This is a genomic window from Thermopetrobacter sp. TC1 (assembly GCF_000746275.1).
In the GTDB taxonomy this organism is placed as follows: Bacteria; Pseudomonadota; Alphaproteobacteria; order Rhizobiales; family Aestuariivirgaceae; genus Thermopetrobacter.
The window spans coordinates 86,383-108,730 of sequence record NZ_JQKX01000013.1; the positions used below are offsets into that span (position 1 = coordinate 86,383).

The 22,348-nt window shown below is 62.5% G+C and carries 20 protein-coding genes and 1 riboswitch; of the genes, 4 read left to right on the forward strand and 16 right to left on the reverse strand.

Features of this window, described 5'->3' with window-relative positions:
- Positions 1–13 precede the first annotated feature (13 nt).
- The 4 genes from EK16_RS01450 to cysQ form a co-directional block, all read right to left on the reverse strand.
- Positions 14–976, reverse strand: coding sequence for a coiled-coil domain-containing protein (locus EK16_RS01450; RefSeq protein WP_038033900.1), 963 nt, complete (start codon positions 974–976; stop codon positions 14–16).
- 239 nt (positions 977–1,215) lie between these two features.
- Positions 1,216–1,836: a DUF1134 domain-containing protein gene (locus EK16_RS01455; RefSeq protein ID WP_038033903.1), complete on the reverse strand. Its 621-nt coding sequence runs from the start codon at positions 1,834–1,836 to the stop codon at positions 1,216–1,218.
- Between the two features lie 182 nt (positions 1,837–2,018).
- A complete protein-coding gene (locus EK16_RS01460) occupies positions 2,019–3,266 on the reverse strand; it encodes a lytic murein transglycosylase (RefSeq protein ID WP_038033904.1) in 1,248 nt (415 codons plus the stop codon).
- Positions 3,267–3,274: 8 nt separating this feature from the next.
- On the reverse strand, positions 3,275–4,117 hold the full coding sequence (cysQ, locus tag EK16_RS01465) for a 3'(2'),5'-bisphosphate nucleotidase CysQ (RefSeq protein WP_231573560.1): 843 nt from the start codon (positions 4,115–4,117) through the stop codon (positions 3,275–3,277).
- A gap of 172 nt (positions 4,118–4,289) precedes the next feature.
- On the opposite strand from cysQ, the gene chpT reads away from it, so the two are divergent.
- Complete coding sequence (chpT, locus tag EK16_RS01470) at positions 4,290–4,967, forward strand: histidine phosphotransferase ChpT (protein ID WP_231573561.1); 678 nt, start codon at positions 4,290–4,292, stop codon at positions 4,965–4,967.
- 52 nt (positions 4,968–5,019) lie between these two features.
- On the opposite strand, the gene EK16_RS11250 is transcribed toward chpT, so the two are convergent.
- The 8 genes from EK16_RS11250 to EK16_RS01510 form a co-directional block, all read right to left on the reverse strand.
- Positions 5,020–7,095: a putative bifunctional diguanylate cyclase/phosphodiesterase gene (locus tag EK16_RS11250; protein WP_051928754.1), complete on the reverse strand. Its 2,076-nt coding sequence runs from the start codon at positions 7,093–7,095 to the stop codon at positions 5,020–5,022.
- Positions 7,096–7,383: 288 nt separating this feature from the next.
- Positions 7,384–8,382 carry a hypothetical protein gene (locus tag EK16_RS01480; RefSeq protein WP_038033906.1) on the reverse strand — a complete coding sequence of 333 codons (999 nt, stop codon included), beginning with the start codon at positions 8,380–8,382 and terminating at the stop codon, positions 7,384–7,386.
- A 174-nt stretch (positions 8,383–8,556) separates the two neighbouring features.
- Positions 8,557–9,279, reverse strand: a complete 723-nt coding sequence (locus EK16_RS01485; RefSeq protein WP_051928755.1) for an ABC transporter ATP-binding protein — start codon at positions 9,277–9,279, stop codon at positions 8,557–8,559.
- 87 nt (positions 9,280–9,366) lie between these two features.
- Entirely contained in the window at positions 9,367–10,515 is a 1,149-nt protein-coding gene (locus tag EK16_RS01490; RefSeq protein ID WP_038033910.1) for an ABC transporter permease, read from the reverse strand.
- Complete coding sequence (locus EK16_RS01495) at positions 10,512–10,847, reverse strand: hypothetical protein (protein WP_038033913.1); 336 nt, start codon at positions 10,845–10,847, stop codon at positions 10,512–10,514. The genes EK16_RS01490 and EK16_RS01495 overlap by 4 nt, the downstream gene beginning before the upstream one ends.
- Before the next feature lie 68 nt (positions 10,848–10,915).
- Positions 10,916–11,521 (reverse strand): nitrous oxide reductase accessory protein NosL, encoded by a 606-nt coding sequence (locus EK16_RS01500; RefSeq protein ID WP_081910136.1) that lies wholly within the window; start codon positions 11,519–11,521, stop codon positions 10,916–10,918.
- A gap of 182 nt (positions 11,522–11,703) precedes the next feature.
- Complete coding sequence (locus EK16_RS01505; RefSeq protein WP_197059569.1) at positions 11,704–12,336, reverse strand: nitrous oxide reductase accessory protein NosL; 633 nt, start codon at positions 12,334–12,336, stop codon at positions 11,704–11,706.
- Positions 12,337–12,621: 285 nt separating this feature from the next.
- Complete coding sequence (locus EK16_RS01510) at positions 12,622–13,128, reverse strand: DUF2946 family protein (RefSeq protein ID WP_156098420.1); 507 nt, start codon at positions 13,126–13,128, stop codon at positions 12,622–12,624.
- Between the two features lie 62 nt (positions 13,129–13,190).
- A riboswitch (cobalamin riboswitch) is annotated at positions 13,191–13,518 on the forward strand.
- Between the two features lie 236 nt (positions 13,519–13,754).
- On the opposite strand from EK16_RS01510, the gene EK16_RS01515 reads away from it, so the two are divergent.
- A complete protein-coding gene (locus EK16_RS01515; protein WP_038033917.1) occupies positions 13,755–14,435 on the forward strand; it encodes an energy-coupling factor ABC transporter permease in 681 nt (226 codons plus the stop codon).
- Positions 14,436–15,336: 901 nt separating this feature from the next.
- Here the strand turns inward: EK16_RS01515 and EK16_RS01520 are convergent.
- A complete protein-coding gene (locus tag EK16_RS01520) occupies positions 15,337–15,720 on the reverse strand; it encodes a DUF6476 family protein (RefSeq protein WP_038033920.1) in 384 nt (127 codons plus the stop codon).
- Here EK16_RS01520 and EK16_RS01525 point away from each other — a divergent pair.
- The gene (locus tag EK16_RS01525) at positions 15,719–16,750 is read left to right on the forward strand and encodes an RluA family pseudouridine synthase (RefSeq protein ID WP_038033922.1); all 1,032 of its coding nucleotides are present in this window, start codon (positions 15,719–15,721) and stop codon (positions 16,748–16,750) included. The genes EK16_RS01520 and EK16_RS01525 overlap by 2 nt on opposite strands.
- Positions 16,751–17,285: 535 nt before the next feature.
- Positions 17,286–18,146, forward strand: a complete 861-nt coding sequence (gene rpoH / locus EK16_RS01530; protein ID WP_038034211.1) for an RNA polymerase sigma factor RpoH — start codon at positions 17,286–17,288, stop codon at positions 18,144–18,146.
- A gap of 107 nt (positions 18,147–18,253) precedes the next feature.
- Here the strand turns inward: rpoH and thiC are convergent, their stop codons facing one another.
- The 3 genes from thiC to EK16_RS01545 all read right to left on the reverse strand — a co-directional run bounded on the left by thiC (position 18,254) and on the right by EK16_RS01545 (position 22,278).
- Positions 18,254–20,116 carry a phosphomethylpyrimidine synthase ThiC gene (gene thiC, locus EK16_RS01535; protein ID WP_081910137.1) on the reverse strand — a complete coding sequence of 621 codons (1,863 nt, stop codon included), beginning with the start codon at positions 20,114–20,116 and terminating at the stop codon, positions 18,254–18,256.
- A 197-nt stretch (positions 20,117–20,313) separates the two neighbouring features.
- The gene (locus tag EK16_RS01540; RefSeq protein WP_038033925.1) at positions 20,314–21,393 is read right to left on the reverse strand and encodes a TRAP transporter substrate-binding protein; all 1,080 of its coding nucleotides are present in this window, start codon (positions 21,391–21,393) and stop codon (positions 20,314–20,316) included.
- 3 nt (positions 21,394–21,396) lie between these two features.
- Positions 21,397–22,278 carry a bifunctional hydroxymethylpyrimidine kinase/phosphomethylpyrimidine kinase gene (locus EK16_RS01545; RefSeq protein WP_081910138.1) on the reverse strand — a complete coding sequence of 294 codons (882 nt, stop codon included), beginning with the start codon at positions 22,276–22,278 and terminating at the stop codon, positions 21,397–21,399.
- Positions 22,279–22,348: the final 70 nt, after the last annotated feature.

Sequence of the window (22,348 nt, forward strand, 5' to 3'; positions counted from 1 at the left end):
GGAAAATCGGGGATCAGCTCTCTTTGCCTTGCGCGGTGGAGGGCCCGTCCGCCGCCTTGCGTAAGGCCTCCAGCCGTTCCTTCCACAAGGCATCCAGCCGCTCAAGCTCTTCCCTGAGCTGGCTCATGTCAATGTCCGCCGCCTCCTGCCCGGCGGCACCGGCCGCGGTGGTTTCCGCCGCCATGGCGGGCTTGTCCTTGGCCTTGCGCCCCAGCGCCGCCGCCAGCCGGTCCAGCGCGATCACCTGCCCGAGCAGGCCATCCGTCTCCTCGCCCTTGTTGCCCGCAGCCTGCGCCGTGCGTCCCTTGCGCAGGCTGGCTTCTGTGAGAGAAACCACCCGTGCCGTCTTTTCATCCTTCTCCGGCGGCTGCGCCCGTAAAGTCTGCGCCTTCAGCGCGGCAAGCTCCGCATCCCGCGCATCGAGTTTCTTCTCAAGCGCCGCCTGTCGCGACAAAGCCTCCTCCAGCCTGTGCACCAGCCGGTTGCGCTCGCGTTCCAGGGCCGCATGCGCCTTTTCCAGCTCTTTCAGGGTCGCCTCGCGCTGGCGCAGCCGGTTGCGCGTCTCGTTGAGCTCGCGCGTGCGGGCCTCCAGATCCTTTTCCAGATTGGCAACGATCTCCTTCAGCCGCGCAATGTCCTTCGCCTTGCGCGCGATCTCCTCGTTGGCCTCCTTGAGGTCTTCCCGTGTCTCTCCCAGGTCATTGCGCAGGCGCACCGCCTCAGTCTCGAAAGCCACCTTTTCCGCCCGATATTCGGCGATGCGTTCCTCCAGCTGCTGACGCAGGATCGCCTGCGCCGCCCGCAGCCGGTCGCGCTCGGCCCGCAGGGTGGCCAGCTCGTCAGGCCGTGCCCGTTCCCGCCGGCGCAATTCGATGCGTCGCCGCGTCGTCTTCCAGGCATGGCGCAGCAGAAGCAGGACGAAAAGCACGCCCGCCGCCGCCGCGATCACGGAAAATATCAGATCCGTGGCATTCATCCGCTGCTGTCCGGCTCCTGTCACGGGGCGCAGCGCGCCCCAACGCCTCCCGGCTCTTGCCGGTTTTCCGATCTTTTTCCAGATTGGCCGCGATTGAAGCCCAAAACGCCGCCGGATTCAATCATGGCGCACCGAATGGGTGAATTTCGGCGGAAAACTTCGCCCAACACAAGAAAGGCCGCCCGTCTTGCGGGCGGCCAGTGGGTCCATCCTGGTTCCATGAAGGGAGGGAAGATCGATCAGAAAGGATTCCACGTGGGCCGGGCCGTGAATTTCAGGTAGCCCATGTTGGCCCCAAGGCGCGCCCCCACGCCGGTGCGGATGGGAACCACAATGATCTGCTGGTTGGAATGCACGCTGATATCCAGCCCGCCCACGACATAGGCCGAACCATTCACCCCGGGAAAACGGCCCAGGATCTGCCGCGGGCTGTCGATGTCATAGACCAGCATCAGCACGCGGGAGCCATTGCCCCCGGCATCAAAGCCGATGCTCGGCCCCTGCCAGAACACCTTTCTGCGCTGACCGTTCTTGAGATACAGCCAGCCCTCGCCATAGCGCAGCCCGCCGATGAAGGCGCCGGAGGCTTCCTCGCCGAGAATGTATCCGGAAGGGCGGCCCTGCCGGGCGAAGACGGATTCAACGGCGCGCGCCAGGCCCTTGGTCGTCGTGCCGAAAAACTTGTGCCCGGCGTCGATGATCTCCTGCGCCGAAAAGGTCTCGCGTTGCACATGGCGCGCGCCGGCCTGCGCGGCCGTGGGCATGATGGTCACCTGCCCCCTCTCCGCGGCGCCCGCCGGCATCATCAGGGAAAGGCCAAGGGCGGCAGCGCCCAACCAGGCTGCAATCCTGCGTTTCATCTGAAGGCTCCTCAATCGATGATCGTCGATCCGGATCACGCGTGCCGCAAAGCGCATGGCAACACCGCTTTTCGGCGCTTCTGCGGCCTGTTGTGGGCATTGTCGCGAAAAAATGTTGAGGCGCCGTTAACGCTATGGAAAGGTTGATGAAAGGCAGCCGGCCCTTGCCTTTATCGCCCTCATCAGGGGCGCGCCAGGCTGTTCAGCAGCGAGGGATCCGGAAAACACCTCGGTTTCAGCCCATGCCGGGTCTGCCACAGTCCGATGGCCCGCCGGGTGCGAAAGCCCGCCAGCCCGTCAATGCCGCCAACATCATAACCGGCCGCAACCAGCGCCTTTTGCATGCGCGCCACATCCGACCGCAAAAGATGCCCCGCCGGCCGCCACGGCGCATGAAACGGCCCCTTAACCCGCCCGGCGATGCGATCGGCGAGATGGCCGATGTAAAGCGCATAGAGATCGCTGAAATTATAGTCCTTCAGCACATAGAAATTGTCGCTGACAAGAAAGGCCGGGCCATACCGCCCCGCCGGCAGCAGCAGATACAGCCGGCGCCCCTTGAAAGCACGGGGGAACGGCCGCCCGTCGGCCCGCTTAACCCCGCGTCTTTTCCAGTCTGCAAGGCGCAGGCCCTGATCAGGCCCCTCCAGCGTGCAGGGCACGGTTTCCGGCAGGATCACCTCCACGCCCCAGGGCAGGCCGCGCTGCCAGCCACCGTGCTCAAGATGCGCCGCGATGGAGGCGAGAACATCCGGAACCGAACGCCAGATGTCCCGCCGTCCGTCACCATCGAAATCCACCGCATGACGCAAATAGCGCGAGGGCAGCATCTGCGGCTGTCCCAGCGCCCCGGCCCAGGAGGAACGCATCATCCCGCGCGTGGCATACCCCTTTTCAAGAATGCGCAAGGCCGCCAGCGTCTCGCGCAGGAACAAATCGCGCCGCCGTCCCTTCCAGGCCTGCGTGGCCAGAATGCGCAGGGCATCATGCGGCAGACGCGCCGCACCGAAATGGGATTCCTTGCCCCAGATCGCCAGGATAACCGGCGCCGGCACGCCATAGCGCCGCTCAATGCGGGCCAGCAGGCGCCGGTGTGTGCGCCAGAGCCGTTGTGCCCTGCTCATCAGCGCCCGCAAGCCCCGTTCCCTGAAATAGGCGGCAGGCACGCCGAATTCCGCCTGACGCTGCCTTTTTGGAACCCTCCGGCCATTGAGCGCCAGATCCGGCAGCTTCAGCTGCGGGCGCACGCCCTTGAAGGCGGAATCGAAAACGGCCCGCGAGATACCCGCAGCTTTCGCCTTTGGCCACAGCGTATGTTCAAGCCAGGCCCGAAAGTCCGCCTCCGGCCCGGCCTGCGCCGGAAAAGGCGCAAGAAAGGCCAAAGTGACCAGCACAATGAAGAAAACCAGCCGCTTCAGCCTGTCCGCCATCACCGTTCTCAGAAGGGTTCAACCCCGGCCGCCCAGGCCACGAAGGGCGGATTGGCAAAGCCCGCTTCCGCCTTGCCGTAACGCAGCGGTTCGTCACTGTCCGCCACTAGCACCTGCCCGCCGGTGGCCTCCAGCACCGCCTGTCCCGCCGCGATGTCCCACTCCATCGTGCGCCCCAGACGGGGATAGACATCGGCCTTGCCCTCCGCCAGCGCACAGAGCTTCAGGGAAGAGCCATAGGAGACCACATCGGCAATTCCGTGATCCTTCAGCCACGTGTCGGTCTCCGGCGAGCGATGCGAACGCGAGGCCACCGCCCGCAGCCGTCCCTTGGGCCGCGCTTCAGGTCGAAGTGCCACAAACGCCTTTTCGCTGAACGCCTCATCGGGCGAACATGTGCCGATGAAGGCACGCCTGTTTTGCACATCGCCCAGATACATGCGCCGCAAGGCCGGAGCATAGACGACACCGAACACCGGCCTGCCGCCTTCAATACGCGCGATATTGACGGTGAACTCATCCCTTTTGGCGATGAATTCCCGCGTGCCATCCAGAGGATCGACGAGAAAGAAGACATCGCCGGAAAATGTCGGCCGGCCTTGAGCCGCCACCATCTCCTCGGCCACCACGGGCACATCGGGCCAGAATTCCTCAAGACCTTTGAGGATGATGGCCTCTCCCGCCTCGTCCGCCGCCGTGACCGGGGAATCATCGGCCTTGGTGCGCACCGCCGCCTGGCCATAATGGCGCATGATCTCCCGTCCTGCGGCATGGGCAAGCCTGCCCAGTTTCACAAGCTCTTCCGGCATGGCCTGACTGGCGCCGGACATGGATGATGGTTCGTGAGTCACTTAAAATCCCCTTAAGTGTACAACCAGAGACATCCCTTCGCGGGCAGGTTAGCCACCGGGGCAAAAGCGCACAAGCGCCCCTTGCAGCGAAAACCAGAATGATTCATGGATGGAGATGGGTGCAAAGGGGCCGATTCGTCAACAAAGACACTGCAAAGCGGGGCAAGAACTCATGACCGATTCGGATTATACGCCTGCCGATCTGCCGCATCTCTCCGACATGGATCTGGCCGCCCTCATCGCCAGCCGCATCTGTCACGATCTCATCTCACCCGTGGGGGCGCTTGCCAACGCCGTTGAGGTCCTGCGCAACGATTCCGATGAGGAGATGCGAAAAGTCGCCCTTGATCTGCTGGAAACCTCCTCGCGTCAGGCTTCGGCCAAGCTGCAGTTTGCGCGTCTTGCCTTTGGCGCCGCCGGTTCTGCCGGTACGGAAATCTCGCTCAATGATGCCGGCGCGCTCGCCAACAAACTTATGGCCGATGACAATCGCGTCTCGCTCAACTGGCAGGCTCCGGCCGAAACCCGCCCGAAAAGCATCGTCAAGCTCCTGCTCAACCTGATGCTGATCGCCGTCTCCTGCGTCCCGCGCGGCGGCACCGTAACCGTAACGGCAGAAGGCCCGCGCCTTGTGCTGGAGGCGAAAGGGCGCCGCGCGGCGTTGCCGGAACAGACCGCCAGCGTGCTCACCGGCGCCATTCTGCCGGATGAGATCGATGCCAGAAAGGTGCAGCCCTATTATACCCTGCGCCTGCTGGAGGAAACCGGCTATGGCCTGGAAATCGCCCAGGACGAGGAGGCGGTGATCATCACCGCAGCGCCTGAAAGCGACGCGACCGAAGGCGCCTGATCGGCTTTCATGAGATCCCTTTGTCTCCGCCAACGTTCAGGCGGCAAGAGCATCACGCCCGCTTCTGGCGGTGCACGGCCAGGATCTCCACCGTGCCGGTATCTTCGGGCCTCTCGCCTCTGGGATTTCCGCCATCCGTGACATCCACTCTGTCCCGCACGATGACGTTGACCACCTCCTCCGCAGGCAGCGGCCGGCCGAACAGCCATCCCTGTCCGAAGTGACAATGATGCCGGCGCAGCCAGGCCGCCTGATGCTCGTGCTCGATTCCCTCGGCGGTCACCGGCAGCTTCATGCTCCGCGCCATGGCCAGGGTGGCGCGCAGGACCGTCTGCACGTCCTTGTGCTTGTCCATGTCGGCGATGAAGGTGCGGTCGATCTTGATCTTGTCGAAGGGGAAACGCCACAGATAGCTGAGCGAGGAATAACCCGTGCCGAAATCATCAAGCGCAATGCGCACGCCCATGGCCTTCAGCGCATGCAGCTGATCCAGAACCAGCCGCGAATCCTCCAAAAGCAGCGATTCCGTCACTTCCAGCTCCAGCCGCTCCGGCGCCAGCCCGGCGATGCGCAAAGCATCGCGCACCAGGGCCGGCAGCGCGCCGGATTCGAACTGCAGGGGCGAAAGGTTGACAGCGACCATGAGGTGCTCGGGCCATTGCGCCGCGATGCGACAGCTTTCGCGCAGGGCAAAGGCGCCGAATTCTTCCATCATGCCCTGCTCCTCCGCCACGGGGATGAATTCATCCGGCCCCACGAGATCGCCGTTTTCATCCCGCATGCGCAAGAGCGCCTCAAAACCGTGCAGCCGTCCATCCATCATGCGCACGATCGGCTGAAAATGCATCTCCAGGCGCTCTTCCTTCAGCGCCGTTTTCACCAGCCGCTCCATATGACTGCCGCGCGCCTGCACCGCCTCAAGCTCCGGCGTGTAGAACAAAAGCCCATGCCCGCCCTTGCGCATGGAGGCCCAGCAGACCATGGCCGCCCGCCGCACCACCTGTTCCACCGTGTCGGCATCCTGCGGCACCATGACAACGCCCAGGGAAATCAACGGATGCAATAAGCCGAAATCGGTTTGCACCGGCCGGCCGATGGTGGCCAGCAGGATGCGCCCCAGCCGCGAAGCCTCCGCCTCATGCGCCCCGGGCATGATGATGGCGAAATTGTCGGAATCGAAGCGATAGATGAGCGCCCTCTCCTCGGCCACGGACCGGATGCGCTGCGCCAGAACCTGCAAAAGCCGCTCCGCTGCCAGCGGACCATGCAAAGAGGCGATACGGTCGAAATTGTCGATATTGACGAGGATGAAGGCCAGCCCTTCGCCCTTTTCCGTGGCATGGCTGAGCTGAACGGCGAGATCCTCCAGACACCGCCGCCTGTTGGCCAGGCCGGTCAGCTCATCTTCCTTGGCGAGTTTCGCAATCTGCTTGCGGCTCTGCGCCGTGATCATGCGATAGGCCAGCCAGGCGATGAGCACGATCAGCACCATGGCCAGAGCCGTGGTCGCCACCAGCTTGTGCACCCAGTCCTCGATATAGGCGTGCAATTCCGCCAGATCGACCCTGGCCTTGAGCTTTCCGATTGCCGCGCCGTTTTCGTCGGTGATGGTTCTGGAAACTTCGATCAGCTCTTTCTTGCGCTCCTCGGGCCTGATCTCCTTCACCGCCTTTCGTGCAGCAACCTGCGCAGCATCGCCGCTCATGCTCGCGGCCAGAAGCTCGCTCCTTCTTGCGGCCTCGACAAGATGGGGCGGAACCCGCAGATGCGGCCCTTCATCGTGCATCAGCGAAAGCGGCAGGGCTTCAATGCGCTCGGTGACCAGAACCTGACCCTTGCGATCCTGAAGCACAAAACGCTCAATGCCGTAGTGCTGCGCCTCCATCTGCATCCTGCCCCGCAGATAGGGCCGGATCTTTCCGTCCTTCAGGGAAAGAAACACATCCCTGTGTTCCTGCTGGATGTGCGCAAGCCAGTCATGCACCCGCTTTTGTGCGGAAAAGTGCATGATGCGCGAAACACCCGCCGTCACGAAGTGTTCACCAAACAGCCATGTCGCGGAAAAGATGAGAGCGAAGAGCGCCAAGGTCAGACGCCAGACCCGCCTGTGGCCATCCTCGATATGCACGGAACGCCCCCTCACAAAGACAAGCTAACGCACCTGCGAACAACGCACTTTTTGGAACCGAGCGATGGATGGCCGAGTGCCGCGCCTCTCCCCCGTGCCGTCGCAGGCACACACGCGGCTCACCCGAGCAGGCAGCATGAGGGACAAGGTATGAATATCCCGTTAAGGTGGTGAGACATGCGAACTTTTTTGATGAAACTCGTTTTCATCTTCAGTCAGGTTCACTTCCCATGTCCCAGAGCCTTTGTCCGGCGCAGAAGCAAGCAGCACAAAATTATGCCTGAGTGTTCAGCCGATGAGGATCAGGTGTGAGCGCAGGATTGTGTAAAGCGCAATGCCGGCGAAGGCGAGATAGAGCACGGCCGCGGACCAGTTCAGCCGTTTCTGATAGGCGGGCAGGCGCTGCTGCAGGGATTTCGGCGCCCCCAGCGCGGCGAGAAGCCCCGAGCCCAGCATGAGGGCGGTGGCGGCAAACAGCGGCAGATAGAGCAGATAGCCGATGAACCCGTATTGCGGTTTCAACAGGCAGAAGGGGCAGTGGTGGTTCGGCGTCTCGTAGATATAGGGGGCGATGGCGGAGATGATGGCGGCAATGGCGAGCATGAAATAAAGGCCGCCCAAGATTCCCAACATCACATGCAGCCAGCGGCCGGCTGAGGAAAACAGGGCGAGAGCCGCAAGCAAGCCGGCGCCGGAAAAAAGAATGATCAGCGCCAGTTTCGGATCCATGGCGGAGAGGTCCGCCTGCAGGCCGCTGCCTTCCGGCGTGAAGAGCTTGGAGCAGCATGAGGTGATGACGTTGGGATCCAGGTTGAGAAAATAGAGCCACTGCAAAATGGCCGAAGCCACCACCAGCGGCGCAAAGAGAAGCAGGAAGGCATATTTGGCGCGCGTGAAGGGATAGTCGCGCCCCATTTCATCAGCCCGGTTGAGCAGCAGCCAGACGGCGGATGTGAGAAATACGCCGATCTGGACGAGAAAGGCCGGCATGCCCCACTGATTGACGTTGAGCGTGCCGAGCGCGCACATGGCGCCGGTGAAGAGAATGGCCATGCGGTCGGCATTGTGCACGAACAGCGCCAGCGCCGCCATTTGCATGACCATGACGATCTTCAGCGCGGTGGTGACGAGATAGGTGCGGCGCTCCAGGCGGATCTGCAGGGCGGAGCCGGAGCGGATGTCCCAGTGCCGCAACACGCGCACGGCAAAGAGTGCCGCGGCGATGGCGACAACGGCCGAGACGGCGGCCGCAAGCAGCAGGGCCAATATGGGCGGATCGAAAATCATGCCTCCTCGTCCTGCCTTTCCTTTTTGCTCTCAGAGTCCAAACGAAAATTCGCCTTCAGGCGAATTTTAGCACCGCCCACCGCCCCGCGCCCCCGCCCAACCACCCGATATTATGCAACAAACAAGGTGCTTGGGCGGGGCGCGGGGCAGTTTAACGGATTACCGGTTGGACTCTCAGGCATTCTGCTCTTTCTCCTCGGCCCTTTCCCTGGCGGAGACGTCCTCCACCGAAAGGATGTGCCCATCCTGCATGGTGACGATGCGGTCCACCACATCGGCCTGCCAGATGCGGGGATCGTGACTGGTGATGATGATGGACTTGCCCGCTTTCTTGAGCGCCCGCATCTCCTCGATAAACTGATCCACGAGTGCGGTATCCAGCGAGGCGGTGGGCTCATCGGCGATGATCCAGGCGGGATCGTTGATCAGGGCTCGGGCGATGGCCACGCGCTGGGCCTCGCCGCCGGAGAGCAGTTCGCTTTTCTCATGCATGCGCGCCTTCAGGCCAAAACGCTCAAGCAGCGCCGCAGCCCTTGCCTTTAAGGCGGCGTGGGATTCGCCGGTGGGATAGGCGGGCAGCATGACGTTCTCCAGGGCGCTCAAGCCCCGGATGAGGTTGAAGCGCTGAAAGATGAAGCCAAAGGTGCGGCGGCGCACCTCGGTCATGAAGCGCTCGGGCAGGGCGGAGATCAGTTCGTCATCAAGCCAGATGCGCCCTTGCGTGGGGCGGGCAAGACAGCCGATGAGCGTGAGCAGCGTTGTCTTGCCGGAGCCGGAGGGGCCGCGCAGGACGGTGACGCGCTCTTTCGGAATTTCAAGCGAAACGTCATTCACGGCGACGACGGCATTGGGCCGGCCCTCGTTGTGAATGCGGGTGACGTGTTCGAGCCTGATCATGCCGCTGCTCCTGCCGGGTGTGCTTGTGTCTCGATGAATGCCTCTGATCCCTGTGCCTTACCGTTCCGCCCCTTTCGCGCGCGTTTTTCAGCGCATGACGATGTCCGGATCGGTGATCGCCGCCTTCCACACCGGCACCAGCGTGGCGATGGTGAAGGGAATGATGGTGATGAAGGCGAGGGTGATGAGCTGAAGCCGGTCCACCACCGGAGTGAGCGAAAAGTCCGGATAAAGGACGGCCCAGCCTTTCAGCACCGGCGCCAGCAGGCTGGCGTCAAACAGGAAAACATGGGCATAGGCCGCCGCCGCGCCGAAGATGAAGGCGAAGGCGGAAATGAGGCCGCCTTCCCAGAGTTTCATGGCGATGACATCGGAGGTTTCCCAGCCCACGGCCTTGAGAATGCCGATTTCGCGCCGCTCTTCGGCGGAGAGGCCGGAGGCCTTGTCGAAGGCGAAAATGGCAAAGGCGACGAGGGCGGTGGCCAGCATGGCCAGAACGATGCCCTCCCGCCAGGAGAAAACATTCTCGTAGGTGCGCAAGATATCCTCGCGGGTGATGACGCGCGCCGTGGGCAGAATGCGCGTGATCTTGTTCACCACGGTGGGGATTTCGTTGCTGTTGCGCACGGTCAGCGCGATATCCGTATAGCCGTCTTCGGGTGTCAGGTTGAAGAACGCGCGATAATCCGTCTCCGAGATAAGCACGAGATCAGCCGAGAGCAGCGCCGAATCTTCGGGCAGGATGCGGATCACCTTCAGCTTGAACAGCTTGCCGGAGGGCGAGAGCAGAAAGAGATAGCCGCCCTGCCTGACCTTGCGCAGATCGGCAATGGCATGGCCGATGATGACCTCGCCCAGGTTTACCGCAAGATCGCGCGCCCTGGGCGGCGGCACCATCAGCGTATAGTTGGCGCCTACGGCCTGATCATAGAAATAGCCCCACAGGCGGCCGTGGATGTTGCGGGCGCCGCGAATGCGCGAAAGCTTCTTGACCCAATCCGGCGGGCTTAGGGCATGACGGCCCATGATGAGGTTCTGCACCGTCACTTCCGGGGCGTAGTTCAGGGCGGCCTTGGCCTCAAACCGCAGGGCCGAGCCCAGAAACGTGACCGATGCGAGCATGAAGATGATCAGGGTATAAACCGCCAGCATCATCAGGTTGCGCCCCTTGCGCCGCAACAGGGCACCAAGGGTGAAGTCGATGAGATGGGCCTGTCTGCTCAGCCAGCGTCTCATGGGCTGTTCCTCTCAATCGGACGGGCGCTCAGAGCGCCTGCGTGACGCCCGAGATGCGCAGGCGGCGCCACCAGCGTGCCGGAAGGAAAATGCTCGAAAGAAACGGGCGCATCCTGAAAAGGCGTGAAAAGATCGGCCTGCGAGATGTGGCGCACGTAGCGGGCCTCGGTAAACAGGGCGAGATCGGTCAGCCCCAGATCCCTGACAAGGCGGGCCGTTTCCGCCCGTGCCGCGTCATGACGCGCTTCAGAGAAGCGGGCGTGCATGCTCTCAAGACCAAGGGCGGCAAGGCCGAAGCCGAGCATAAGCATTGCCACGGTCACACGCCGCATGCGCCTTCCTCCCTTTCAGCCGCCATTCCGTCTAAATACGCCGGTAAACACACCACGCCCGGGACGGATCACTTCAACTCCTTGCCATGCACGATGAAGCGGCCCTCGTCCAATCCTTTCAGCAATTGCATGTCCACATCGTCGAAACGGACGATGGCCTTGCCATGATGATCCTTCATGAATTCCTTGGCGTCATAGAGATCGGGATGGGGAACGAGTTCATGTCCCATGGGGCCGAGAACGTCGGAGCCAATCACATACCAGGCCTTGCGGGCGTCGATCATTTCCGTGGCGTAATAGCCGGTAACGCCAATGGCCTTCACGTCTTTCTGTGTGTGGCCCTTGGTGTCGTATTTCTTCATGTTCAGCCAGAACTTGAACATGTCCTTGGCGCCGTCGAAATGCACAGCCGTGCCGTCCTTGAATTCGATGGTGGCCAGCCATTCATGATAGCGTGCCGGAAACATGCCGCAGACCGGGCAGCGGTCATGCTCATGCACGGGCGGCAACTGCACCCGCGGCGCGGCGTTTTTCAGATCCTCTTTTGAAGGTTCGGCAGCGTGGGATGTAGCCAGAGGCACGCTCAGCGCCAGAACGAGGCCGAGATGGGCCAGACCACGCAGGAGTGCGCGGCGGGATATCCGGAAGGAAGAAAGGGGGGCTTTGTCCTTCATGGCCTAACTCTTTCACAGATGGGGTACGGACCATTCATCCCATAACACGGGCCCCGGCCTTTTGCCGAAGACTGCTTTCGCATGACGATACGGGAAGACGGGGCGAAAGGCTGAAGCGGTTGTGGATTCCGGAATCGGCTGCCGCTTTTAGCCCCTCGCCCCGCCTTTTCACGCGTGCCGGATCAGTTCTTCTGCATCTCCTTCATCATTTTCATCTTCTTCATCATGTGGGCGCGCTTTTCGGCCCGGCGCTTGCGCACCATCATCGAATCGCGGCCCAGATCCTCATAGGCCGCCTGCAGGGCCTCGTCGAAAGTCACCGTCTTCGCGCCGGTGGCTTTCGCCTTCGCGGCGTCGGCATAGGCCCATTTGCGGCGATGGGTCATGGTGCCCATCTTGTTGGGATCAAGGATGTAGGTGGCCTTTTCCACCTCGATCAGCGGCTTGATCTTGGCATCGGAGCCGGCATCGCCCACCCAGATCTTTTTCGGGCCGCGGTCGAGATTGATGGCGAAGGCCACGGCCAGGCAGCGGATGGAGCAGGTGCCTTCGGCAGTGCCGTCATCATACTGGATGAGATGGCGGGTGTGGCTCCACATCTTGCGGGACATGCCGCAATAGGGGCAACGCGGATATTTCTTGAACTCGTCCTTCGTGGGCTCGGGGTCCTTGCGCACCGGCGAGACCACGCCATGCTTCTTCTGCCACTCCCACGGCGGCTCCATCTTCATCATGGCCGCGGCGTTGCGTCCGCCGGCAGCAACGGCAATGGCGCCAAGAGAGGCAGCGGTCATGAGCTGTCTGCGCGTGATCATGGTCATGCTCCTCAATGTGGTCGATGTTGGTTCCTTCACGAGAAAGGACCAAATGCGATGTTCTGCGTCCGGTGATGGTGTGGAGCCGTCTTTTCGAACCCTCGCACTTGCCGCTTCAGCCGAGGGCAGGAGCGCCGTTCATGGTCGCATCCGACCGAGTCTGCGGCTCATGCCCGAAGGCAGCGCGCATTCGAACGCGTTCAGACGAAACCCCACGTCTTGCTGGTCAAAGGGGAAGATCAAGAAACGGATGAAGACGCCCCCGTTTCAAACCCAAGGGGAGGGTCAGGACGCAGGAGGAGCACGGATGCGCACGGACCACCAGGCGGTCAGGGAGCGGACCGTGCCTGCATCGGGATGAAGCCTGTCTGTCAGGATCTGCGGCGCCGGGGGGACTGAGGCCGGCGCGGCAAAGGTGAATGGCGAAACGGCGGAAGAGCCGCAAACGGGGCAGAAATCGCTGGCCGACTTGCGCGAGGTTGGCGCCGTTGGGCTGCCATGCGCATCGGCACGCTCCAGATCGGCCCGCTGAACGGATACAAGCCCGTTCGGCGTGCAGATCATGAAGAGGAAGGAATCGGGATTGCGCGGCGGGCCAAAAGCAGATGCCGCAAGCGCCGCCGCATGCATGGCGCCAAAGAACAGCTCCAGCAGCAGGGCATAAAGCCCGATCACCGCTGGCCAGCGCGCATCACCGAGGCGGTCGATGATGCCCTTCCTATGCCCCGAAGTCTTCGCCATGGTGCCATGCAGTATCGTGCATGAGACGATCCAGTCCTTGATCAGGGTCAAGATGAACACGCTTTGCCCGGCGCACCTTACGGCTCATTGCAAGGGCAGGAAACATGCGCTAGCGTCTTGAGCGGGTGGATGGTCCCCAACAGGGCGGTTTTAAACAGACCGCCGAGAATGAGGGGTTAAAAGGGAACACGGTAGGGTGCGCAACACGTATCTCCTTGATTTCCTTGAAGGGAGGATGCGTGTTCACCGAAGCCGTGGCTGCCCCCGCAACTGTGTGCGGTAAGTGTCCATGGCCCATGGCCGCGCGGATCAGGCGACGATTCGCGCGGGGTCACTGAAGGCAAGGCCGGAGGAAGGGATCCGGCCGCCTGCCTTTGGGAAGGCCGGCCATGACACGTTGACCCGCGAGCCAGGAGACCTGCCATCCGCCCTGCCAGAGGCGATGGTCCGGAACGGGGGTTTTCCGGGAAGAATCGCGAAAGGCTTCAGGGTTTGCCGGACATGGCGTTTTTCGCTTCGACAAATCCGTGAAGCCCAAGGCCGATTCCTCTTTCAAGCCCATTCCGAACTCGCAGCTGGCATGACCCAGGGAACGAGGCGCAGGAGGCGAAAATTTCGCCTTCCTCTGTCTCGCTATGGAACCATGTGCATGCAACACCATGAAGGGAGGCTGACAGATGCACATCGAACCTGGCGTCGTGACCGGCGCAAAGATGATCCTCAGCTATGCCACGGGCGCGGCCGCTCTTGGCTATGCGGCGAAACTGGCATGGGAGACCGTGCGCAAGGACGGCGTTGTCTCCTTCCTGATGCGCGCCGCTCTCAGCACCGCGCTCGTCTTTTCCTATTTCGAGGTCCTTCCGCATCACCCGATCGGGGTTTCGGAAGTGCACCTCATCATGGGCACCACGCTCTATCTGCTCTTCGGGCTGGCGCCGGCGGCCTTTGGCCTTGCGGCGGGGCTTCTGATCCAGGGGCTGTTCTTCGCGCCATTTGATCTGCCGCAGTATGGCATTAACGTCACCACGCTGCTGGTGCCGCTTTTTGCCGTTGATGTGCTGGCCAGGCGGATCATTCCCGCCAATACCGCCTACAAGGACATCCGCTATGGTCAGGCGCTGAAGCTCTCCACCACCTATCAGGCCGGCATTGTTTCCTGGGTGGTGTTCTGGTCGCTTTATGGACAGGGCTTCACGGCGGAAAATCTCGCCAATATCGCCACCTTCGCCGGCGCCTACATGACGGTGATCATCATCGAGCCGCTTGTCGATCTGGCAGCACTGGCCGGCGCGAAGGTCCTCCACCGGCTCAAGGACAGCGGCCTGTTCACCCGGCGCCTGTTCAATCCGGCGGCATGAGGGCCGGATGCGCGCAAGGCCGTTGAAGCCTCACTTCAGCTGTACCTGAAAGACAAATGGCGGGCGGTGCCTTCTGGGCATCGCCCGTCTTGCATGGGCGAGAGCGTATCCCAGATTCCATTGCGCGTTCATCACTGTTCAATTAAATCGCCCTACCCATTGCGAATAATTTTCACTATAAAGAGCGTGAATAATCACATGCTACGCAGATGCATTTAGTAAGGCATTCTGTTACCCTTGCCCAAACTTGGGAGGTTGTTATTTTTGTATTTAGCATCAACTATTTACATCATCAACTCAGTTGCCCTTGATATTTTTTCCATACATGAAGCACCGCTTTTCCCTCCCCCTGGTAGGGGGAGGGCAGGGAGGGGGTCGGGCGGCAACTTCATGAGCCTGTGGACCGACCCCCTCCCGGCGCTTCGCGCCGACCTCCCCCTATCAGGGGGAGGTTAGGATTATGCGCTCTTTATGCCTGCCGCCCGCTGCACTGGGACCAATTTAGCTGTCCGACGACAAGTGTTTGTTTAATTCATTGAAAAATTATAGGAAAACATCATGCTCGGGCGTGTCCCGGGCATCCAGGGGCGGTTTACTCATGCGGTGATGGCAGACAGGAACGGTTCTTCAGGACTCTATCCTCAGAGAGGGACCTCCTTTCAAAAAGCATACGACGCAAATCAAGCCTGCAGGCAAACGCAATCGTCCACCAAATTCGCCTCTTTCTTGGCCCTGGATTGCCGGGACAAGGCCCGGCAATGACGTTTTATTCTTATTTATCAATGAGTTAAGTAACTATCGCCCAATGTGTGGAAAGTCTTTTTTCCTTGGTCGATTTGACGGCAACAGCACGCTTCCTGAATTTTCCTGGACACCAGTGAGTGCGCGGTTGGCCCTGTTGTCAGGGCATGGGCGCAAGGCGGATGCGCGCCATCAGATTGCCGCTGCGGGCATCGAAAAGCAGGATTTCCTCCGAGCCGTCCGGCGCGGTGATGCGCACGGCAAGCCGGCGGTCGCTCAAATGCATCTCCGCAATGCGCGCGCCCCTGGCGATGGCCAGCACAGGCGGCGTTGCGGGCATTGGTGTCGCCTTCTCGCGCCCGCCCAGAACCTTCGCGGCGATGATGGTCATGAGAAAGACAAAGGCGGCGATGAGCAGAATGCCCAAAACGATGACCACGCCCTTGAGAATGCGCAACTTGAGGGGATCCTCCGGCGGAATGGCCTGATCGCCGGCGGGCTCTTCCCTGCCGGATGCGGAGGCGTTATGATCCATATCGGTCATGAGCACTTCCCAGCAAGACGCAGACGTGCGGATCCTGACGGTGACGCCCGAAGCCGCCGGCGAGCGGCTGGATCGCTTTCTGGCACAGGCGCTCACCGACGTATCCAGAAGCCGGATCAAGTCTCTCATCGCAGAGGGGCGCGTGAAGGTCAACGATTCGGCCATGCGCAAGGCGGCGCGCAAGCTTGCGGCCGATGATGTGATCCGTGTGGAAATCCCAAGGCCGCGCCCGGCCACGCCGCAGGCGGAGGCCCTGCCCCTCTCCATCGTTTACGAAGACGAACACCTGCTGGTGGTGGACAAGCCGGCGGGCATGGTCGTGCATCCGGCGCCCGGGCATGAAAGCGGCACGCTGGTGAACGCCCTTCTGCATCATTGCGGCGAAAGCCTCTCCGGTATCGGCGGCGTGAAGCGGCCCGGCATTGTGCACCGGCTCGATCGCGACACCAGCGGGCTTATCGTCATGGCCAAGACCGATGCCGCTCATGCGGGGCTGGCCGAACAGTTCGCCGCCCATGGGGGCGACGGGCGGCTGCACCGGCGCTATCGTGCGCTGATCTGGGGGGTGCCGCGGCTTGTGCAGGGCACGGTTACAGCTCCCATCGGGCGTCATCCCGTGGACAGGCTGCGCATGGCGGTGGTGGATGAAAGCCGGGGACGCGCGGCCGTTACGCATTATCGCGTGCTTGAGGCCTTTCATGACGCTAAGGGGCGGCCATGCGCCGCTTTTGTGGAATGCGCTCTGGAAACGGGACGGACGCATCAGATCCGGGTGCACATGGCGCACATCGGCCATCCCGTCATGGGCGATCCGCTCTATGCCAGGGGATTCGCCGCCTCGGCCCGGCGGCTTGATGATGCGGCACAAGAGGCCTTGCAGGCCTTGGGGCGGCAGGCGCTGCATGCGGCGGAGCTTGGTTTTGTGCATCCGATCACCGGTGAGAGCATGCGCTTTTCCTCTCTGTTGCCGGAGGATATGGCCCGGTTGCTTAAATCCCTGCAACAGCAGGATAAGGACGCGCGAAGGTGATCTGAAACACGAAAAACAGGGAAAAGCGCGCAGGTGTTCCCGATATGGTCGTTTTCTGCTAGGCAGCCGGGTGGTTTGCAGTGCTATACTGAATCAGGCGCTTGCGGGGGCAATCGAACAAACGGCAAGGCGCGACCGTTCAGGAAGGGATGCAGGGAAGGCATCGGGCATCATGGCGGAACGGACCAGGGAAAAGAACAAGCAGGAGCTGACACTGCCCCCGCTGGCCCCTGAAACGGCCGATGAAGGCAGGGCGCCCGCTCAGGGCACGCCGGAAACGACGGCTGAGACGGCGGCGGGAGAAATCACCGCCGCTGCCGGCAAAGCCGGAGAAGCCGCAGAGGGCCAGCAGACGACCGCGCCTGAAGGGAAGCGGAAAGAGACATCCGAGGGCAGGGTGGCGGAGGACAAGGCCGCCCGCACCCGTGCGGAGAAGGCGGCGGAGGCCGACATGGCTTCAGAAGCCCGCGTTCAGGCCGGCGAAGAGGAAGAAAAGGCGCTGCCGGTGCCCAAATCCGTCAGCCAGACCCTGCCCATGCCCACCGAGGAGGGCGGTCTGGCCGCCTATCTGCAGAAAATCCGGCAATTTCCCATCCTGTCGGCGGAAGAGGAATACATGCTGGCCAAGCGCTGGCGCGAGCATGCCGACACGGAGGCGGCGCACAAGCTGGTCACATCGCATCTGCGGCTGGTGGCCAAGATCGCCATGGGCTATCGCGGCTACGGCCTGCCCATTTCCGAAATCATTTCCGAGGGCAACGTCGGCCTGATGCAGGCGGTGAAGCGCTTTGAGCCCGACAAGGGCTTTCGCCTCGCCACCTATGCCATGTGGTGGATCAAGGCGGCGATTCAGGAATACATCCTGCGCTCCTGGTCGCTGGTGAAAATGGGCACGACCGCCAGCCAGAAAAAGCTGTTCTTCAACCTGCGCAAGCTGAAAGGGCAGATCAAGGCGCTGGAAGAGGGCGACATGCGCCCGGAGCAGGTGAAGGAAATCGCCGAGCGGCTGGGCGTTTCCGAAGAAGACGTCATTTCCATGAACCGGCGGCTGGCCGGCGACGCCTCGCTGAACGCGCCCCTGCGCAACGACGGCGATTCCAGCGGCGAGTGGCAGGACTGGCTGGTGGACGAATCCGAGAATCAGGAAGAACAGCTGGCGGAGCGCGAGGAGCACGCGCTGCGCATGAAGATGCTCAAGGAAGCCATGGAGCAGCTCAACGAGCGCGAACGGCGCATTTTCGAGGCGCGGCGCCTGCGCGAGCCGCCGCTGACTTTGGAGGAACTGTCCAAGGAATTCGGCGTCTCGCGGGAACGCATCCGCCAGATCGAGGTGCGGGCCTTCGAAAAGGTGCAGAAAGCCATGCGCGAAATGGCAGCCAAGGCCGGCACGGATTGATCTAATTTGCACTTCTGAGAAACTTTTTAAAAGCACACTCTCTGACCCCAACTTTATCATGCCGGCTGTGTTGTGGCATAACGGAGTTGGTGTCAGAGTGTGTGCGATCAGGCTTTGTTTGTGTCGGTTTCCACATAGACCTTGCCGCCCGTTTCGCGGAATTTGCGGCTCATTTCCTCCATGCCGCGTTTCGCCTCCTCGTCGGCCATGTCGCGCACGTCCTGGCTGATCTTCATGGCACAGAACTTCGGCCCGCACATGGAGCAGAAGTGCACGGTCTTGTGCGCCTCTTTCGGCAGGGTCTGGTCGTGGAATTCCTCCGCCCGCTCCGGATCCAGCGCCAGGTTGAACTGATCGCGCCAGCGGAACTCAAAGCGCGCGCGGGAGAGCGCATCATCCCGGGCCTGCGCGCCGGGGAAACCCTTGGCAAGATCGGCAGCGTGGGCGGCGATCTTATAGGCAATCACGCCTTCCTTCACGTCGTCGCGGTCGGGCAGGCCTAAGTGCTCCTTGGGCGTGACATAGCAGAGCATGGCCGTGCCCAGCCAGCCGATCTGTGCTGCGCCAATGGCCGAGGCGATGTGATCATAACCGGGGGCGATGTCGGTGACCAGCGGCCCAAGGGTATAGAACGGCGCCTCATGGCAGTATTTGAGCTGCAGCTCCATGTTCTCGGCGATCTTGTGCATGGGCACGTGGCCAGGGCCCTCGATCATCACCTGCACATCGTGCTTCCAGGCGATTTTCGTCAGCTCGCCCAGTGTCTTGAGCTCGGCGAACTGGGCCTCGTCGTTGGCGTCGGCAATGGAGCCGGGACGCAGGCCATCGCCCAGGGAGAAGGCGATGTCATAGGCCTTCATGATCTCGCAGATTTCCTCGAAGTGTTCATAGAGGAAGCTTTCCTTGTGATGCGCCAGCATCCAGGCGGCCATGATGGAGCCGCCACGTGAAACGATGCCGGTGACGCGGTTGGCCGCCAGCGGCACGTAGGCGAGGCGCACGCCGGCGTGGATGGTGAAATAGTCCACGCCCTGCTCCGCCTGTTCGATAAGGGTGTCGCGGAAAACCTCCCAGGAGAGCTCCGCCGGATCGCCGCCCACCTTCTCCAGCGCCTGATAGAGTGGCACGGTGCCGATGGGCACCGGGCTGTTGCGGATGATCCATTCGCGGATGTTGTGGATATTGCGGCCGGTGGAGAGATCCATCACCGTATCCGCGCCCCAGCGGATGGCCCACACCATCTTTTCCACTTCTTCCGCGATGTCGGAGAGGATGGCGGAGTTGCCGATGTTGGCGTTGATCTTGGTGCGGAAGTTGCGGCCGATGATCATCGGCTCGGATTCGGGGTGGTTGATGTTGGCCGGGATGATGGCGCGGCCGCGGGCGATCTCATCGCGCACGAACTCCGGCGTGATGACCGCCGGGATCTTGCCGCCGGGCCAGCGCTCGCCCGTTTGCGGGTCATACAGCTCCAGCCCGGCCTTTCTCGCCTCCTCAATCAGCTCGATGAGCGCCTCGCGGCGGGCGTTCTCGCGGATGGCGACATATTCCATCTCCGGCGTGATAATGCCGCGTTTCGCATAGGCCAGTTGCGTTACCGCTTGTCCGTTCTTCGCGCGACGGGGGCGGCGCGTGCGCGGAAATTCCGGGGCCAGCGCCTCTTCGGAGACGTTGCCGTTGTCCTCCGGGCGCACCGGGCGCGGCTCCACTTCTTGCGTGTCGCCGCGCTCCTCGATCCACTTCTGGCGCAGGGGTGGTAAGCCTTTGGTCACGTCGATGGTCACATCCGGGTCGGTGTAAGGCCCGGAGGTGTCATAGACGACAACGGGCGGCTCGCCGGCAGACGGATCAAGGGCGATTTCGCGCAGGGGCACGCGGATGTCCTCGCGGCTTCCCTTCACATAGATCTTGCGCGAGGCCGGCAACGGCCCGGTGGTGACGCGGAACTTCGGCATCCTGTGAACGTTCATGGCACTGACCTTTTTGCTTCTCTGCCCTGTCGGGCAATGCACTCATGCGTTTGTGACCCGACCCCCTCCCGGCCCCTGACGGGGCCGACCTCCCCCTATCAGGGGGAGGATGAACGGTTCTATGTCGCTTCTATTACGATCATTTCTCCTATTCGCCGCTTAGACCGCCCCCATCAACAGAAGAGGGGCATCTGAATTCAGCCCAGGCGGGCGTTGAGGAAGGCGCGCAGGGCGACGTCGTTCCACGGCGCGAGATGATCGCGCGCGGCCAGCCATGATGTGACGATCTTGCCGCTGAGCGCATCCTTCGCCGCCAGATCGGCAAGCACCTCATCCGCGATCTTGCGCGCCGCGGCCAGCACGTCCGCGGGATAGGCCATCACGCGCACGCCGTGTTTCTCCTTCAAGACCTTCAGGGCCTCGGCGTTGCGCCAGGTATGTTCGGCCAGCGTGCGCGCAGCCTCCGCCGAGCAAGCGACCTCGATGGCGCGGCGCTGCTCATTGTTGAGCGCATCCCAGACCTTGCGGGCGATGAGTAACTCCCCGGCGCCGTTGGGCTCATGAAAGGCCGGGTAATGATAGACCTTCGCCACCTTGTAGAAGCCCATGGCCATGTCGGAGAAGGGGCCTAAGAACTCCGTGGCATCGATGGCGCCGGACTGAAGCGCAGTGAGGATCTCGCCCGGCGGCAGGGAGACCGGCGTGCCACCCAGCCGGCGCAGGATCTCGCCGCCCAGGCCCGGCATGCGCATTTTCAGGCCCTTCAGGTCATCGAGCGATTTTATGGGCTTTCTGAACCAGCCGCCCATGCTGGGGCCGGTGTTGCCGCACATCAGGGGCTTGATGCCGAACTGGCCGTAGAGTTCGTCCCACAGCTGCTGGCCGCCGCCCTGCTCCAGCCAGGCGCGGTGTTCCAGCGGGGTGAGGCCGTATGGCCCGGCGGTGAACAGGGCCGCTGCCGGCATCTTGCCGCCCCAGAACAGCGAGGCGGTGTGCGCCATGTCCGCCGTGCCGTTTTCCACCGCATCGAACACCGCCAGCGCTCCCACCAGCTCGCCGGCGGCATAGACCTTCACCTTCAGCGTGCCGCTGGAGAGGGTTTCAATGTCTTTGGCCAGACGCTCGGCGGAGACGCCGGGGCCGGGCAGGTTCTTCGGCCAGGAGGTGACCATGCGCAGCTCCTTCATCTGCCCGGCGCGGGCGATGGCAGGCGCGGTGAGCCCTCCGGCCATGCCGGCCATACCGGCTTTCAGAAACGTTCTGCGGGTCGTGCTCATCTCTTACAGTTCTCCTGTTTCCTCTCTATTCAGCGACGGCGTTGTCGTCTCGCCGTCCGGTGAATCTTTCACGGGCAGGCGCACCGGCGGCGGGCCTTCGCCGCCGATGTCCACGACATTGCGCAATCCTTCGAGCAGGAGCGCGCGCGCCTGTGCCACGGCTTCCATCAGGCCCAGACCGCGGGCGAGGTGGGCGGCAATCAGCGTGGCCAGCGTGCAGCCGGTGCCGCGCAAGTCCCGCACGGGCACGCGCGGGGCCAGAAAAATCTGCTGTCCCTCCTGGCTGTGCAGCACATCCATGACGGAGCGATCATCGGGCAGATGTCCGCCCTTCAGGAGCACGGGGCACTGATAACGCTCAAACAGGGCTTCTGCCTGCAGGCGCATGATGCGCCGCCCGCCCGCGGGCAGCTCGCCCACGAGCAGGGCGGAGGCTTCCAGAATGTTTGGGGTGATCAGCGCGGCCTGATTTGCCAAGGCCCGGAAATGCCTGCGCCATTCGCGCGAGGCGGACGGCACCAGCCGCCCGCCGGAAGAGGCGCCCAGCACCGGATCGATGACGAGCGGTGTTTCAGGCAGGATGGGCGTGAGCGCCCGGGTTATCGCTTCCACCACCTGCGCGGTGGGCATCAGCCCGATTTTGACGGCGCGCACGGGCAGATCCTCCAGCACGGCGCGGATCTGCGCGGTAATCAGCATCGGGCTTGAAGGCTCGATGTGCTGCACGCCTTTGGCATTCTGCGCCACGATCGCAACAGGCACCGGCGCAATGTGCACGTCCGCTGCCTCGCCGGCGCGGATGTCCGCCGCCAGGCCTGCGCGGCCCGTGGGGTCGGTGCCGCCGATGCACAGGACGACGGGGCGCATATGTTCATGATCGCGCATGTCAGACTCCCACCCCGTGTTGTGCCGTGGCAGCCCCGTGGTGCCCTCCCCCCGGCAAGGGGAGGGGCAG

What these genes read in the sequence shown, in the direction of transcription:
- EK16_RS01460 (WP_038033904.1), bottom strand. Translation starts at nt 3,266, where the DNA reads ATGGCGGACAGGCTGAAGCGGCTGGTTTTCTTCATTGTGCTGGTCACT.
- EK16_RS01485 (WP_051928755.1), bottom strand. Translation starts at nt 9,279, where the DNA reads ATGATCAGGCTCGAACACGTCACCCGCATTCACAACGAGGGCCGGCCC.
- thiC (WP_081910137.1), bottom strand. Translation starts at nt 20,116, where the DNA reads ATGAACGTTCACAGGATGCCGAAGTTCCGCGTCACCACCGGGCCGTTG.
- EK16_RS01520 (WP_038033920.1), bottom strand. Translation starts at nt 15,720, where the DNA reads ATGACCGATATGGATCATAACGCCTCCGCATCCGGCAGGGAAGAGCCC.
- EK16_RS01450 (WP_038033900.1), bottom strand. Translation starts at nt 976, where the DNA reads ATGAATGCCACGGATCTGATATTTTCCGTGATCGCGGCGGCGGCGGGC.
- EK16_RS01500 (WP_081910136.1), bottom strand. Translation starts at nt 11,521, where the DNA reads ATGAAGGACAAAGCCCCCCTTTCTTCCTTCCGGATATCCCGCCGCGCA.
- EK16_RS01480 (WP_038033906.1), bottom strand. Translation starts at nt 8,382, where the DNA reads ATGATTTTCGATCCGCCCATATTGGCCCTGCTGCTTGCGGCCGCCGTC.
- EK16_RS01525 (WP_038033922.1), top strand. Translation starts at nt 15,719, where the DNA reads ATGAGCACTTCCCAGCAAGACGCAGACGTGCGGATCCTGACGGTGACG.
- EK16_RS01515 (WP_038033917.1), top strand. Translation starts at nt 13,755, where the DNA reads ATGCACATCGAACCTGGCGTCGTGACCGGCGCAAAGATGATCCTCAGC.
- EK16_RS01545 (WP_081910138.1), bottom strand. Translation starts at nt 22,278, where the DNA reads ATGCGCGATCATGAACATATGCGCCCCGTCGTCCTGTGCATCGGCGGC.
- EK16_RS01490 (WP_038033910.1), bottom strand. Translation starts at nt 10,515, where the DNA reads ATGAGACGCTGGCTGAGCAGACAGGCCCATCTCATCGACTTCACCCTT.
- rpoH (WP_038034211.1), top strand. Translation starts at nt 17,286, where the DNA reads ATGCCCACCGAGGAGGGCGGTCTGGCCGCCTATCTGCAGAAAATCCGG.
- chpT (WP_231573561.1), top strand. Translation starts at nt 4,290, where the DNA reads ATGACCGATTCGGATTATACGCCTGCCGATCTGCCGCATCTCTCCGAC.
- EK16_RS01495 (WP_038033913.1), bottom strand. Translation starts at nt 10,847, where the DNA reads ATGCGGCGTGTGACCGTGGCAATGCTTATGCTCGGCTTCGGCCTTGCC.
- EK16_RS01455 (WP_038033903.1), bottom strand. Translation starts at nt 1,836, where the DNA reads ATGAAACGCAGGATTGCAGCCTGGTTGGGCGCTGCCGCCCTTGGCCTT.
- EK16_RS01540 (WP_038033925.1), bottom strand. Translation starts at nt 21,393, where the DNA reads ATGAGCACGACCCGCAGAACGTTTCTGAAAGCCGGTATGGCCGGCATG.
- EK16_RS01505 (WP_197059569.1), bottom strand. Translation starts at nt 12,336, where the DNA reads ATGATCACGCGCAGACAGCTCATGACCGCTGCCTCTCTTGGCGCCATT.